14 protein-coding genes are annotated in these 15024 nt (G+C 64.5%); 11 read left to right on the top strand and 3 right to left on the bottom strand.

What is annotated here, in order from left to right:
- Window positions 1-129: 129 nt before the first annotated feature.
- Complete coding sequence (locus tag BPSG_RS00420) at window positions 130-1092, top strand: L-lactate dehydrogenase (protein ID WP_026644045.1); 963 nt, start codon at window positions 130-132, stop codon at window positions 1090-1092.
- Between the two features lie 90 nt (window positions 1093-1182).
- Window positions 1183-2115: a cation diffusion facilitator family transporter gene (locus BPSG_RS00415; protein WP_026644044.1), complete on the top strand. Its 933-nt coding sequence runs from the start codon at window positions 1183-1185 to the stop codon at window positions 2113-2115.
- A gap of 10 nt (window positions 2116-2125) precedes the next feature.
- Here BPSG_RS00415 and lexA read toward each other — a convergent pair whose 3' ends face one another.
- Window positions 2126-2815, bottom strand: coding sequence for a transcriptional repressor LexA (lexA, locus tag BPSG_RS00410; RefSeq protein ID WP_022858027.1), 690 nt, complete (start codon window positions 2813-2815; stop codon window positions 2126-2128).
- Between the two features lie 142 nt (window positions 2816-2957).
- On the opposite strand from lexA, the gene BPSG_RS00405 reads away from it, so the two are divergent.
- Both BPSG_RS00405 and nrdR read left to right on the top strand, forming a co-directional pair.
- Window positions 2958-3299, top strand: coding sequence for a LysM peptidoglycan-binding domain-containing protein (locus BPSG_RS00405; RefSeq protein WP_051592100.1), 342 nt, complete (start codon window positions 2958-2960; stop codon window positions 3297-3299).
- A gap of 94 nt (window positions 3300-3393) precedes the next feature.
- Window positions 3394-3846: a transcriptional regulator NrdR gene (gene nrdR, locus BPSG_RS00400; protein ID WP_026644042.1), complete on the top strand. Its 453-nt coding sequence runs from the start codon at window positions 3394-3396 to the stop codon at window positions 3844-3846.
- 55 nt (window positions 3847-3901) lie between these two features.
- On the opposite strand, the gene serA is transcribed toward nrdR, so the two are convergent.
- Together serA and BPSG_RS00390 are read right to left on the bottom strand one after the other, a co-directional pair.
- Window positions 3902-5101, bottom strand: coding sequence for a phosphoglycerate dehydrogenase (serA, locus tag BPSG_RS00395; protein WP_026644041.1), 1200 nt, complete (start codon window positions 5099-5101; stop codon window positions 3902-3904).
- 10 nt (window positions 5102-5111) lie between these two features.
- Window positions 5112-7373, bottom strand: coding sequence for a HelD family protein (locus BPSG_RS00390; RefSeq protein WP_026644040.1), 2262 nt, complete (start codon window positions 7371-7373; stop codon window positions 5112-5114).
- A gap of 262 nt (window positions 7374-7635) precedes the next feature.
- On the opposite strand from BPSG_RS00390, the gene mraZ reads away from it, so the two are divergent.
- The 7 genes from mraZ to mraY are packed head-to-tail and all read left to right on the top strand — an operon-like array spanning window position 7636 to window position 15000.
- Complete coding sequence (gene mraZ, locus BPSG_RS00385) at window positions 7636-8091, top strand: division/cell wall cluster transcriptional repressor MraZ (protein WP_225532120.1); 456 nt, start codon at window positions 7636-7638, stop codon at window positions 8089-8091.
- On the top strand, window positions 8092-9153 hold the full coding sequence (rsmH, locus tag BPSG_RS00380) for a 16S rRNA (cytosine(1402)-N(4))-methyltransferase RsmH (protein ID WP_026644039.1): 1062 nt from the start codon (window positions 8092-8094) through the stop codon (window positions 9151-9153). It abuts the gene before it with no gap.
- Between the two features lie 3 nt (window positions 9154-9156).
- Complete coding sequence (locus BPSG_RS00375) at window positions 9157-9609, top strand: hypothetical protein (RefSeq protein WP_026644038.1); 453 nt, start codon at window positions 9157-9159, stop codon at window positions 9607-9609.
- Window positions 9610-9662: 53 nt separating this feature from the next.
- The gene (locus BPSG_RS00370) at window positions 9663-11405 is read left to right on the top strand and encodes a peptidoglycan D,D-transpeptidase FtsI family protein (RefSeq protein ID WP_405748397.1); all 1743 of its coding nucleotides are present in this window, start codon (window positions 9663-9665) and stop codon (window positions 11403-11405) included.
- A gap of 40 nt (window positions 11406-11445) precedes the next feature.
- On the top strand, window positions 11446-12327 hold the full coding sequence (locus BPSG_RS00365) for a hypothetical protein (RefSeq protein ID WP_026644036.1): 882 nt from the start codon (window positions 11446-11448) through the stop codon (window positions 12325-12327).
- 39 nt (window positions 12328-12366) lie between these two features.
- Window positions 12367-13845: a UDP-N-acetylmuramoyl-tripeptide--D-alanyl-D-alanine ligase gene (locus tag BPSG_RS00360; protein WP_026644035.1), complete on the top strand. Its 1479-nt coding sequence runs from the start codon at window positions 12367-12369 to the stop codon at window positions 13843-13845.
- 57 nt (window positions 13846-13902) lie between these two features.
- Window positions 13903-15000, top strand: coding sequence for a phospho-N-acetylmuramoyl-pentapeptide-transferase (gene mraY, locus BPSG_RS00355; RefSeq protein WP_022858016.1), 1098 nt, complete (start codon window positions 13903-13905; stop codon window positions 14998-15000).
- The last annotated feature ends 24 nt before the right edge of the window (window positions 15001-15024 follow it).

The following is a 15024-nucleotide window of genomic DNA, read 5'->3' as shown; positions in this document are numbered from 1 at the left end:
TACACCGCCGCGGCCGGCACACGCCGCCCCTTTACCGCATTGTGAACAAATTGTGGTCTGCTACAGTGAAGATGAATGAACCATGGTTCCGTCACAAGCGGATAATCTATGCATAAAAGAGGTAGACACATGTCCGATTCACCAATTAAGCCTACAAAGCTTGCCATCGTCGGCGCCGGCGCCGTCGGCTCCACCCTCGCCTTCGCCGCGGCGGAACGTGGCATCGCCCGTGAGATCGTGCTGGAAGACATCGCAAAGGAGCGCGTCGAAGCCGAAGTGCTCGACATGCAGCACGGCTCCAGCTTCTTCCCGACCGTGTCGATCGACGGCTCCGACGATCCGGAGATCTGCCGTGACGCCGACATGGTGGTCATCACCGCAGGTGCGCGCCAGAAGCCGGGCCAGTCCCGTCTGGATCTGGCCGGCGCCACGATCAACATCATGAAGTCGATCATCCCGAACCTCATCAAGGTGGCGCCGAACGCCATCTACATGCTCATCACCAACCCGGTGGACGTGGTCACGCACGTGTCGATGAAGCTTTCGGGCCTGCCGTCGAACCAGATGTTCGGCTCGGGCACCAACCTGGATTCCGCCCGTCTGCGCTTCCTGATCGCCCAGCAGACCGGTGTGAACGTGAAGAACGTGCACGCCTACATCGCTGGTGAGCACGGTGATTCCGAAGTGCCGCTGTGGGCCTCCGCCACAATCGGCGGCGTGCCGATGTGCGATTGGCAGCCGCTGCCGGGCCACGCCCCGCTCGACGCCGACATGCGCGAACATATCCATCAGGAGGTCAAGAACGCGGCGTACAAGATCATCAACGGCAAGGGCGCCACGAACTACGCCATCGCCATGTCCGGCGTGGACATCATCGAGGCCATCCTCAACGACACCAACCGCATCCTGCCGGTCTCTTCGCTGCTCGACGACTTCCACGGCATCTCCGACGTATGCATGTCGGTGCCCACGCTGCTCAACCGCGAAGGCGTGAACTCGCGCATCAACACACCGGTTTCCGACCGTGAGCTCGCGGCGCTCAAGCGTTCCGCCGAGACGCTCAAGGAAACCGCAGCACAGTTCGGATTCTGATTTCCGTAAGACATCAGGTGCGTTCAGGGAGGTCGGGCGAGCCCGGCCTCCCTTTGTGTTATGGCACCGCATGAGGGGAGAGGCGAATCAATGGCACATCAACATGGGACGGGGACGGCCGCGCATACAGCCGGCCACCATCAGCGTCTGCTGACCACCTTGGTGCTCACTGGCACCATTTTCGTGGCCGAGGTGATCGGGGCTGCGGTCACCGGGTCACTCGCGTTGCTCGTGGACGCAGGGCACATGCTCACCGACGTCTCGGTGCTCGCGGCGTCCACCGTCACCGCGTTCATGATGCGGCGCAAACCCACGAAGTCGCGCACCTGGGGATGGGCGAGGCTTGAGGTGATCACCGCCGCGGCCGGCGGCCTGCTGTTGCTGTTCGTGGGGCTCTATGCGCTTGTGGAGGCGGTCATGCGCCTCACCGGGCAGGAGGCCGACGGCATCAAGGACGTGCGTCTGCTGCTGTTCTTCGGCGTTCTGGGACTTGCCGCCAACATCGGGTCGATTATGGTGCTGCGCGCGCAGTCGGGTGACAACATGAACATGCGCGCCGCGTTCCTTGAGGTGGTCAACGACGCGCTCGGTTCGGTGGCGGTGATCGTCTCGGCCGTGGTGATGATGGCCACCGGGTGGGATGGCTTCGACGCGGTGGCCGGCGGTGTGATCGCGCTGATGATGATCCCGCGGGCATATGTGTTGGTGCGCGACGCGATGCGCGTGTTGCTGGAGGAGACGCCGACCGGGTTGGACTTGGACCAGGTGCGCGCGCATCTGGAGGGTGTGGACCATGTGATCGCGGTGCATGACCTGCATGCGAACACGGTGGCTTCGGGCATGCCGATCCTGACCGCGCATGTGATTGTGGACAAGCAGATGACGATGGAGGAGGCCGGCCGGGTGCTCGAGCAGTTGCAGCTGTGCCTGTGCGAGCACTTCCCGGTGTCGGTGCCACACACCACATTCCAATTGGAGCCGGAAGGCTACACCGGGCCGGAGTCGGCGCAGATCCACGCCTGAAGGCCGCCTGTCACATCTTGCGCAGCACCGTGACGACCTTGCCCATGATCTGGGCATGGGTGCCGTCGATTGGCGCATAGTTGGGGTTGTGGGGAATGAGCCAGATATGGCCGTTTTCGTTGCGGAAGGTCTTCACGGTGGCCTCGTCGTCGAGCAACGCCGCCACGATGTCGCCGTTCTCGGCGGTCTGCTGTTCGCGCACCACCACGAAGTCGCCGTTGCAGATGGCGGCGTCGATCATCGAATCGCCATGCACTTCGAGCATGAAGAGCCTGCCGGTGCCCGTCAGCCGCACGGGCAGGCGCATGACATCCTCGACATGCTGCTCGGCGGTGATCGGCGCGCCGGCGGCGATCGCACCCACAAGCGGCACATCGGTGGACGCCAGGAACGACGCCGATTGGGCGTCGGGAAACGGGCTGACGTCCACGGCGGTGGGAGAGCCATCCACCACTTCGATGGCGCGGCCCTTGTTCGGATCCCTGCGGATGCACCCCTTGGACTCCAGCACATTGAGCTGATGCTGCACCGACGATGTGCTCTTCAATCCGCACGCCTCGCCGATCTCGCGCAATGACGGGGCGAAACCGTGTTCGGCGTGCAGTGCGCGGATCGCGGCCATGATGCGCTGCTGGCGCTCCGTCAGGTCGGGTGCGCGGCGCTCCGCGGCCGCGTTCGGGTCGTGTTCGATGCTGCTCATGGTGGGTCCTTTCGTTATGGCACAACAGTACCGTGCCGCACGGAGAAAATCAAACAGATGTTCGAACGCAGGCTTGACAAGTTCGAACATCTGTGCGAATATCGAAACCGCAATTAGAACAAACGTTCGAAAGAAGGTTGCGATGAGCGCGTTGGCATCACATATCTCACGGTCATCCGGTGCAGTGCAGACGGCGGGGGCCAAGGCCCATGTGCGCATGTGGCTCATCGTGCTGGCGGCGTTGCTGTGTCTGGGATGCACCCTCGCGTCCCGTATGCCAGGACTGGGCGAACAAACGGCCTATGCGGGGTACGAGTCGACGGAAGTCGTGCATTACACCGTGCGGCCCGGCGACACGTTGTGGTCGATCGCCAGTCGTTTCACCGATGCGCCGGCGGCGCAGGTGGTGGAGCGCCTCAAAGCCGTCAACGGCCTCGATGACAGCCGCATCGTGGCAGGCCAGCACCTGATCATCCCGGTCTGATAAGGCCATGGCATTGGGGCTGATGGTGCGCGGCGAGCGGAACATGGGTGCACCCGTTGAACAAAAGGCCGAACGTCAGGCTATTGTGAGTGGTATGCATTGCCCATTTTGCCAGAATCCCGACACCAAGGTGATCGATACGCGCATCAGCGACGACGGTCATTCCATTCGCCGGCGCCGTGAATGCCCCAAATGCGGGGGCCGTTTCAGTACGATGGAGACCGCCATGCTGCTGGTGAAGAAGCGGTCTGGCAATGTGGAGCAATTCGACCGCAACAAGGTGATCTCCGGCGTACGCAAAGCGTGCCAAGGCAGGCCGATCGACGAGGAAAGCCTCAAGCACCTCGGCCAGCAGGTCGAGGAGAGCCTGCGTGCGCAAGGCATCGCGCAGGTGCCGTCGGAGGAGATCGGCAAGGCCATCCTCAAACCGTTGCGTGAACTCGACGAAGTGGCCTATCTGCGCTTCGCCAGCGTCTACCAGAACTTCGAAGGACTTGAGGACTTCCAGCATGCGATTGACAAGCTGCGTGTCGAAGACCGCGCGTGAGGTATGGCAAAGGCCCGGAGCTTGAAGGTTCCGGGCCTTTGCCATACCTCACGGCCTATTCGATGACGCGCATGCGGATCGTGCCCGTCAGTGAGTCCAACGCGTCGAGCGTGCGCTCGTCGGGTTTGTTGGCCACGTCGGTCACCACATACCCCAGATCGCCTTCGGTGCCGAGCGCCTGCGCCGAGATGTTGATGCCCTGTTCGCCGAGCACCTGGTTGACCGAGGCGAGGATGCCCGGCAGGTTGGCGTGCAGGTGGGCGATGCGTGCGGCCCCGCGGTAGTCGCTCAAGGTGATCTGCGGCAGATTCACGCTGAGCATCGTGGAGCCCTTGAGCCAGTAGTCCTCAAGACGCTGCGAGACGAACTGGGCGATGGCCTCCTGCGCTTCGAGCGTGGAGCCGCCGATGTGCGGGGTGAGGATCATGTTGTCCTCGTCGGCGAGCGGCGTGACGATGGGGTCGCCGCTCTTCTTCGGTTCGACCGGGAACACGTCCACGGCGGCGCCGGAAAGGTGCCCGCTGTCGAGGTGGCGCTTGAGCGCGTCGAGGTCCGCCACGAATCCGCGTGAGCAGTTGATGAAGATCGCATCCTGCTTCATGTGCGCGAACTCGTCTTCGCCGAAGAACCCTGTGTTGGATTTGCGGCCGTCCACATGGATCGTCACGGCGTCGGACTGCTCGAGCAATTCATTGAGCGTGTCGCAGCGCTGGGCGTTGCCCATCGCGAGCTTTTCATCGAGGTCGTAGAACACCACGCGCATGCCGAGCGCCTCGGCGAGCACCGAAAGCTGCGAGCCGATGTTGCCGTAGCCGATGATGCCGAGCGTCTTGCCGCGCACTTCGTGTGAGCCGGACGCCGTTTTGTCCCACAGCCCGTGCTTGAGGTGGTGCGTATGCGCCGGGATGCGGCGCATCAGGCAGATGATGTCGCAGATCACCAATTCCACCACGGACCGCGTGTTGGAATACGGCGCGTTGAACACCGCCACGCCACGGCGGCCCGCATGGTTGAGGTCGACCTGGTTGGTGCCGATGCAGAAGCAGCCGATCGCGGTGAGCGTGGGGCGTGCGTCGAGCACCTTGGCGGTCACGGTCGTCTTCGAGCGGATGCCGAGCAGGTCCACGCCTTCGAGGGCCTCAATGAGCTCGTCCTCGGCAAGCGCGCCCTTCATCGTCTCGACTTCGAACCCGTGGTCGCGCAGGGATTGGGCGGCCAGGGGATGGATGTTTTCAAGTAATAGAGCTTTCGGCATATGCACCACCTTACAAATCGAGCAGCGTTTCGTCTGCTTGTGTCCGGACTATAAGCAGACGCTGCGTGGGGCGGGTGAGCGCCACATACAGGTCGGAGGCCGCGGAGAGCCGTGTGGGCGCCTCCTGCTCGATGAGTCCTGGTTCCACAACCATAACCGCATCGTATTCAAGGCCTTTTACCGATTGCGCGCCGCACACCATGATCTGCTCGTCGAACCGGACGCCACTGCGTGCGAGCGTGCTGTGCGCCACGGCTTCGTGCACGGCGGCCTGTACGGCATCGCGCAGTTCGTCGGGGATGATGACGGCCACGCGGCCTGTGCCGTCGCCCACAAGGTACGACCCGGCCAGATCAAGGGTCTGCTCGGCGACCTCGGCGTACAGCGCCGCACGGTCCGCCACGCTCACGCGCTGCACCGAATCGGGCACCGAACGGATCGCCTTGACGGTGGAGATATAAAGTCCTTCGCCTTCAGCGAAACGCGCGGCGAGGTCGGAGACCTCACGCGGGTTGCGGTAGTTGATCGTCAGCTCGTTGAGGCTCCAGTTCTGTGGGCCGAACAACGCGTTCATCGACGTGCGCCAGTCCCGTGTGCCGCCGAGCGCCGAGGTCTGCGCCACGTCGCCCACGATCGTGAACGAGCGCGACGGGCAGCGGCGGATGAGCATGCGCCAGTCCATGGCGGTCAGTTCCTGCGCCTCATCGACGACGATGTGCCCATAGGTCCATTCGCGGTCCGCGGCGGCGCGCTGCGCGACCAGCTCCGACGAGTCGCCGCGCATGTGGTCGGCGAGCATCTTCGATGAGACGATGCCCGCCCCGATGCCCGCCTGTGCGAGCGTCTCCTGGGCGTAGCGCTCCTCTTCGGCGCGCTGCGCGTCGCGCGACGCCTGGCGCGCCTGTTCGTGCGGGTCGGGACCCAGTAGTTCGAGCGCCTCGTCGAGCAGCGGAATGTCGGACAGCGTGAGTGGGGCGCCCTTGGACCGGGTGAGCATGCTGATCTGCGCGTCGCTGAGCCACGGCGCGAACCGGCGCAACTGCGCGGGCTTCGAGAACAGCTGGTCGAGCAGCCAGCGGCCATCCATCGGCAGCCACGCCAGGTTGAGCGTGACGCGCAGTTTGTCGTTCATGCGCAGCTGCGCCATGATGTCGTTGAGTTCGGCCTGCTCGGGCGTGTAGTCGAGCTCTTCGACGACGCGCGTGCGCACCATCGACAGCATCGACGAGACGAAGGTCTCGCGGGCCTTGTTGTGCGGCTGCCGCGTGCGGCGCGCGTCGGCGATCGCCGTCTCGAAGTCGGAGGCGCGCAAGGGCACCGACACTCCATTGACCGTGATCGCGGGCAACTGCGAGGGCACGCGTTCGCGCGCGGCCACCGCATTCGCGATCGCCTTGGCCATGCGCCGTTCGCCCTTGAGCTGGGCCACGTGCGGTTCGTCGACGCGCTGCGTGACGACGCCGGGGATCAGCTCGCCGATCGTGCGGCTCACCACGCCGGTCTCGCCGAGGGAGGGGAGCACTTGGTCGATGTAGTGCAGGAAGTCCTCGCTCGGGCCCACCACAAGCACGCCGGAGCGTTCGAGTCGGCGGCGGTGCGTGTACAGCAGGTAGGCGGCGCGGTGCAGCGCCACGGCCGTCTTGCCGGTGCCGGGGCCGCCCTGCACCACGAGGGCGCCGGCGAGATCGGTGCGGATGATCCGGTCCTGCTCGGCCTGGATTGTGGCCACGATGTCGGTCATCTTGCCGGTGCGTCGCGAGCCCAGCGACGCCAGCAGCGCGCCTTCGCCGGTCAGCGTGCCCTGCTCGCTCGCCGTGTTCACATGCGCCGAATGCACGTCGAGCACCTCGTCTTCGATGCCGGCCACGGTGCGGAAATGCAGTGTGATGTGGCGGCGCATCACGATGTCGCCGTGGTGTGACGGCGTGGCCTCATAGAACGGGCGCGCGGCCTCGGCGCGCCAGTCGGTGAGGATCGGCTCGTGCCGTTCGTCGGAAAGGCCGATGCGCCCGATGTACCGCCGTTCGCCCGCGGTGTTGTCGATCCTGCCGAACACGAGGCGGTCCTCGACGGCGCGCAATTGCGCCAGACGGTCCTCATACATCGTGGCGAAGGAGTCACGCTCGGTGCGCTGCGTGGGCGAACCGTGCGACCCAGCGGCACGCACGTCGCTCAACCGCTCCCTTGCCTGCGCACGCAGCGTGTCAAGGCGCGCGTATGCGCGGTCCGTCATGCGCTGCTCTTCCTGCAACTGTGCTGAATACTGTGACATTTGAACGTTGGTCCCCTGTCTGAAACTTGAGCCACACAAGCGTAGCAAACGGCGGCTACGAGCGCCACATCGTGTGGAAACGGTGCATGGTGGTCACGCCGACGGCGTGTTTTGGCGGCGGGTGGGGATTTTAGGTGAGCGGTGGGGTAAAGTGGGTACCTGAAGGCAGATGCGGACATATTGAGGTGCGGTTCGGAGGTGACTGATGGCAAGCCTGACCGATGCACAGTTGCCATCGACTGACGAGCCCGCCCCCGATCCGATGTCGCTGGAGATGCCACCGATGCTTTTGGGCACATACACCCCCAAGATCGACGCCAAAGGGCGTGTGGCGTTGCCGGCAAAAATGCGTGCGCAGCTGGGCCGCGGCATGGTCATGGCCCGCGGCCAGGAGCGCTGCGTGTACGTCTTGCCCCAACGGGAGTTCCGGCGCATCGCCATGCAGATGCAGAAGACGTCGATGGGCAGCAGGGCCGCACGAGAATACCTGCGCATGTTCCTGTCGGGCGCGGTTGACCAGGACCCCGACAAGCAGGGACGCGTGCTGATTCCGCAGATGCTGCGCGACTATGCCGGCCTTGGCGACGAGATCGTCATCATCGGCGTTGGCACACGGGCCGAGATTTGGAACAAGCAGGCGTGGGAGGATTACCTGACCGCACATGAACAGGGTTATGCGGACATCACATCCGACGTATTGCCGGAACTGGAGTGGTAGATGACGGATTACGCGCACATTCACCAGCCCGTGCTGCTCGAGCAGTGCGTGGGCCTCGTCGCGCCCGCATTGCGCACGCCGGGCGCGCTCGCCGTCGACTGCACGCTTGGACTCGCCGGCCACAGCATCGCGTTCCTCAAAGCCGCCCCGCAGGCGCGCCTGATCGGCATCGACCGCGACATCGAGGCGCTGCACATGGCCACCGCGCGCGTCGAACAGGAGGGGCTGGGTGGCCGGTTCATCCCCGTGCACGCGGCGTTCGACGACTTCTCGCGCGTGCTCGAGGAGCGAGGTATCGACACCGTGCAGGCCGTGTTCATGGACCTGGGGCTCTCGAGCCTGCAGATCGACGAGCGCGAGCGCGGCTTTTCGTACGCACACGACGCCCCGCTCGACATGCGCATGGACGTCTCGCAGCCGCTGACCGCGCAGATGGTGCTCGAACGCTACGACGCCGCTGCGTTGACCCGCATCTTCAAAGCGTATGGCGAAGAGCGCTTTGCGCGCCAGATCGCCCAGGAGATCGTGCGCTCGCGCGCGGACGAACCGCTCACGAGTTCGCGGCAGTTGACCGCGCTTGTGGACCGCGTGATTCCGCAGGCTCACCGCGGCAGCGGCAACCCCGCCAAGCGCGTGTTCCAGGCGTTGCGCATCGAGGTGAACGGCGAACTGGAGAAGCTCGCGCGCACACTGCCGCAGATCGCCAACCGGCTTGCGGTGGGTGGCAGGCTTGTGGTGGAGTCGTACCATTCGCTCGAAGACAAGACGGTCAAATCGTTCATGATGCAGGGCACCCGGGTGGATGCGCCTGCTGATATGCCTGTTGTTCCAGACGACATGCAGCCGTTCTTCGCGCCGCTCACCAAGGGCGCGGTGATGGCCGACGACGAGGAGCGCGAGCGCAATCCGCGTGCCGCTTCGGTGCGTCTTCGCGCCGTCGAATTGGTCCGTCCGGTGCCGCAGCGTTGGCGCCGGCGGTTTGAGCACGAGGCGGACGGTTCCATGCAGCGCGCGGGGGCACGCCATGGCGCCACTGGGCGCCGCCGGGGAAAGAGGGGTTGATCCATGGGATCCGCAGCACGTTCCACACGTTCGAACGCGGCGCCGGCCGGGCGCCAAAGCCATGAGGCGCGCAGCACACAGCGCCCTCAGCTGCATGTGGTGTCGAACCGCAGCGCCAACGGGTCCGCGAAACGCGGATTGGCAGCGTTCTGGGCGTGGACAAAATCACGGTCCACGCCGCTTGTGCATATCGTGGTGGCCGTCGTGTTCCTGGGCACATGCCTGCTGGGCGCGCTTCTGTTGCGCACGCAGATGAGCTCCAACTCGTTCGAGGCCTCGCGCATCGAGCAGCACATCACGATGCTGCAGCAGGACGTGGAAGACAATCAGGCCAGGCTTGCGCAATTGGAAGCCACGTTGCCCGAACGCGCGCAGAAGATGAACATGGAACCCGCCAAGGGGTCGTTGTCGATCGACCTGCAGGGCTACCAGCCCGCCGGGGAAGGGGCACAGTGATGCGTTCGTTCTCCTGGTCCCGACTTTCCCGGCGCGTCAAGCAGGCTTCGATCATGGGCATCGTCATGCTGCTCGTGGCGCTGCTGTGCATTGGGCAATTGGTGCGCATCCAATTGATCGACGGCGCGAGCACCGCACAGGCCGCCACGCAGAACCGCACAGTCAAAGCGGTGCTAAGCGCCAAACGCGGCAAGATCACCGACGCGAACGGGGCGGTGCTCGCGCAAAGCGTGGAACGCTACACGATCATCGGCAATCCGGAGGCGGCACAGGATTTCGAGCCCACCACATGCACCACGCGCACACGCGGCTATTGCCATGAGATCGACGGCAAACCGTTGCAGACGACCGGTGTGGCCGCCGTGGCGCAATTGCTCGCACCGGTGCTCGGCATGAACGCGGCCGAACTTGGCGGCAAGCTTTCGGGCACCGGCCAGTACGCGATCCTCAAAAAAGACGTGACGCCCGAAGTCAAGCGCAAGATCGCCGACCTGCATCTGGGCGGCATCGTGTATGGCGAACTGAGCAACGAGCGCATCTACACGAACGGCACCCTCATGGGCGCGCTGCTCGGCGGCGTGGATGACGCGGGCAAGGGCGTTGCCGGCATCGAGCAGATCGAGGACAAGACACTGACCGGCACCGACGGCTACCAGATCTACCAGCAGGGCAACGGCGGTGAAGAGATCCCCGGCACGATGACCGATGCGAAGGACACGGTGGATGGCGCGGATGTGCAGCTGACGATCGACCGCGACATCCAGTGGCGCGTGGAGCGGATCCTCAAGGACAGCCAAGCGAAATACAAGGCGGCGTGGGGCATCGCCGTGGTGCAGGACGTGCAGAGCGGGCAGATCCTGGCGCTCGCCGACACCGACCAGATCGAAGCCGGCAGCGACGACGCCAAACTCAATGTAGCGCGTTCGGTAAGCCAGACCTTCGAACCGGGGTCCGTGGGCAAGGTCTTCACCATGTCGGGGCTCGTGCAGGAGCACCTGCACCAGATGTCCGACAAATTCACCGTGCCCGATTCGCTGACGCTCGACGGGCAGACCTACAAGGATTCGTTCAACCACGGCGCCGAGCGCTGGACGCTCGCCGGCGTGCTCGAGCAATCCTCGAACATCGGCACAATCCTCGCCTCCGATTCGTTCTCGGACCAGAAGCGCTACGAATACCTGACCAAATTCGGCATCGGCCAGCCGAGCGGCCTCAACCTGCCGGGCGAATCGCAGGGCCTGCTCACCCAGCCGCAGACATGGGACGGCCGTACGCGCAACACCGTGCTCTTCGGCCAAGGCTACACCGTCAACGCGCTGCAGATGACGAACGCGATCGCGGTCATCGCCAACCAAGGCGTGCTCAAGCCGCAGTCGATCATCAAATCCATCACCACCCCCGACGGCAAAAGCACCACGCCCGAACAGAAGGAATCCACGCGCGTGATCGACCAAGAGGCCTCCAAGCAGATCCTCAACGCGATGGAATCCGTGTCGGAACACTATTCCTCGCAAGGGTTCGCCGGCGTGAAAGGCTATCGTGTGGCCTCCAAGTCCGGCACCGCCGAAGTGGCCGGCCCCGACGGCAAGCTGAGCTCGCTCATCAGCGATTACTCCGCGATCATCCCCGCCGACAACCCCCGGTTCGTGGTGACCGTGGTGCTCAAGGACCCGGAGGGCAGCTATGGTGGTCTGACGGCGGGCCCGGTGTTCGCGCAGATCGGCGAATTCCTGATGCAGAAATACGAAGTGCCGAACTCCCCGCAACGCAAGAACGCGATTCCGGTGGAATGGTGAGCGAACAGCAGATGACGACCACCCAACAAGAGGAGCAACGATGAGCGCAATCAGTGAAACGACGTCACAGCGTCTGACGCTGGGCATGCTCGAGGACCGCTACGGGTTCTCGCTCGTGCCCGGCTTCGCACGCGACGTGACCGTGACATCGCTCGCCAACGACGTGGAATCGGTGACGCCCGGGGCGTTGTTCATCCCCAGCGGGCGCATCGAAAAGGCACGTGTGGCGCTCGCCGTGCAGCGAGGCGCCTACGCGATGCTGCTGCCCACCTCCATGCGCAACGCGATCGACGACCAGCAGATCCCGATCCTGTTCGCCGACCCCACGCCGCAGCAGATCGGCGAACTCGCCGCGAGCATCGCAGGCATGCCCTCCGAATCGATTGCCGTGTTCGCGGTCGCGGGCGCCAGCAACGAGCGCCTGCGCGAAGACGTGGATGCGATCGCGCAGTTCCTGCATATGCTAGGCAACCCGGTGGGCACCCTCTGCAAGGGCGATTCGCAATCGCTCGAACGGTTCCTCGATCTGACCTACCCGGTTGACACCTTCTCGGTGCAGCGCGTGTTGTCGGTGTGTGTGGAAGACGGCGTGGCGGCGGTCATCATCGCGCTTGACGACGAGACGCTCGCCGCCGGCTCGCTCGAAAGCGTGGGGGTCGACGTGATCGGCTATGACGGCGAGACGCGCAACACGGATGTGGAACAGGCGCTCGCACCGGTGTGTGAACGGTATGGCTGCGTGCTGGATGACAACACGCATGTGGCCGTGCGCACCGATGAGACCGACATGATGGCGATCCAGGCCGACCTGGGCACCGGGCCTTCGCGACCGCTGTCGCTCGCCATCGCGATGGTGCTTGCGGCCGGCATCCGCAAAAGCAGCATCCGCAGCGCGTTGCGCGTGTCGAGGGAGCTGAACTGAACCGGCGGTTCCATACCGCGCAGTGCAAGGAGAATGCATATGATGAAGATGACGTTGCGGCAGGTCATGGCCAGTGTAGACGGCCATGCAGCACCCGGTGCCGCCATGGACGAAGGGACCGAGGTCACTTCGGCGGTCACCGATTCGCGGCTCGCGCAGCCCGGCTCGCTGTTCGTCGCGATCGCGGGCGAGCATGTGGACGGCCATGATTACGTGGACGCGGCCGCGCACAACGGCGCCGTGGCGGCGCTGGTACAGCATGCCGTGCCAGACGCCGGCATCGCGCAGATCATCGTGAAAGACGGTGTGGCCGCGTTGGGCGAGCTCGCCAAGGCGAACCTGCGGATGCGTCGCAACGAGGCCACTCCCTTCACGATCATTGGCATCACTGGCTCGGTGGGCAAGACGACGACGAAGGACCTGTTGAAGGCGTTGCTCTCCACCCTCGGTGAGACCGTGGCACCGGTCGGCTCGTTCAACAACGAGATAGGCCTGCCGCTCACCGCGCTCGAAGTGGACGAGCATACCCGCTATCTGGTGGCGGAGATGGGCGCCAACCACCTTGGTGAGATCGCGCATCTGACGACGATCGCGCCACCCGACATCGCCATTGTGCTGAAGGTGGGCGTGGCGCATCTGGGTGAATTCGGCTCGGTCGAGCACATCGCACAGGCGAAAAGCGAGATCGTGCGCGGATTGCTCAACGACGGCGTGACGGTGCTCAACGCCGATGACGCCCGCGTGACCCGCATGCAGGACATCGCGCCGGGCAAGGTGGTGTGGTTCGGTATCGAGCACGCGCAGGTGCATGAGCACGACGGCTATGTGGCCGCGGACGACATCAGCCTCGACGATCTGGGGCACCCGGTGTTCACGCTCGTCAGCGAAGCCGGTGTGGAACAGCGTGTGAAACTCGGCATCACCGGACGGCACAACATCATGAACGCCCTCGCAGCCGCGAGCGTGGCGCGCCTGGAGGGCATGCCGCTCGAGCACATCGCCGCCGTGCTCAACTCGGTGCATGCGATCAGCGCGCACCGCATGGCAGTGAGCGTGGTGCAGGAAGGCGATGTGCGGTTCACGCTCATCGACGATTCGTTCAACGCGAACCCCGATTCGATGCGCGCCGGCATCGACGGCATGATGGCATGGCACGCCGGCGACGCCGCGCAGCCCACCCGCGTGGCCGTGCTCGGCGCCATGCTCGAACTCGGCGGTGACGAGGCACAGGCCCACCATGACATCGGCGCCTACGCCGCCCGCAACGGGGCCGACGCGGTCATCGCGGTCGGTGGCGGGAATGACCCGCACCTCAACGCACTGGCGCACGACCTCGCCGAAGGCGCGCGCACCGCGATGGACGCAGACGCCGTGTTCTGCGTGGACACCATCGACGAGGCAGACGGCATTGTGCGCGATCTGGGACGCGCACATGAAGGCATGGTCGTGCTGCTCAAAGGGTCGCATGCCTCGGGCCTGAGCTCACTCGCCACCCGCTGGAACGAGGAACGCGCGTAACGGCGCGCGATGCGGCGTGCCGCCACGCGCGCCCACAACGAATAGGAGAACCGTAAGGTGATAGCGCTCATCATTGGAATAGTGGTTTCCCTCGTCATCACGATGATCGGAACGCCAACGCTCATTCGCGTGGTGCACAAACTGCACTACGGCCAATACATCCGGCAGGACGGCCCGCAGTCGCACCAGGTCAAGCGCGGCACGCCGACGCTCGGCGGCGTCGTCATCGTGCTCGCGGTGCTGCTCGGCTGGGGCGCCAGTGCGTTGTACCGGTATTGCAGCCAGCACATCGTGCCGTCGTGGTCCGCGGTCCTCACCCTGTTCGCGATGGCCTCGATGGGCCTGCTCGGCTTCATCGACGACTTCGCGAAAGTGCGCAAGAAGCAGAACGAGGGACTCACCGTCAAAGGCAAATTCATCGGCCAGTTCATCCTGGCCACGATCTACGCGGTGCTCGCGCTCATGCTGCCCACCAAATCCGGGTTCCCGAGCGCGCAGGCAGGCATGAGCTTCATCGAGACGCCGTTCCTGAGCTTTGACTTCGCCGGCCGGTTCCTCGCCATCGTGCTGTTCGTGATCTGGGTGAACTTCCTGATGGCGGCGTGGACGAACGCCGTCAACCTGACCGACGGCCTCGACGGCCTGTGCGCGGGGTCCTCGATGGTCGCGTTCGCCGGCTACGGCATCATCGCGTTCTGGGAAAGCTACCACCTGCGCGGATCGGGCCACCCCGGCTTCACCTATGCGGTGTCCGACCCCTTCGACCTGACGGTCATCGCATGCTGCGCGGCCGTGGCATGCCTAGGATTCCTGTGGTACAACTGCAACCCGGCGTCGATCTTCATGGGCGATACCGGCTCGCTTGCCCTCGGAGGCCTGTTCGCGGCCATGTCGATCGCCACGCACACTGAATTCCTCGCCATCATCCTCGGCGGCCTCTTCGTGATCGAGACGCTCAGCGACATCATCCAGGTCGGGTATTTCAAGATGACGCACAAGCGCGTGTTCAAAATGGCGCCGATCCACCACCACTTTGAATTGTGCGGGTGGACGGAAGGCAAGGTCGTCGTGCGGTTCTGGATGGTCGAGCTCATGTTCGTGATCATCGGCCTCATGATCTTCTACACGGACTGGGTCGTGCGCTCGGGGCTGTGACCGGAGGTGCGACCATAAGCGGCA

The sequence above is a fragment of the Bifidobacterium pseudolongum subsp. globosum genome, from assembly GCF_000741295.1.
Taxonomy (GTDB): domain Bacteria; phylum Actinomycetota; class Actinomycetes; order Actinomycetales; family Bifidobacteriaceae; genus Bifidobacterium; species Bifidobacterium globosum.
Note: the sequence above shows the minus strand (reverse complement) of the source record. Positions and strands in the feature narration are given on the sequence as shown.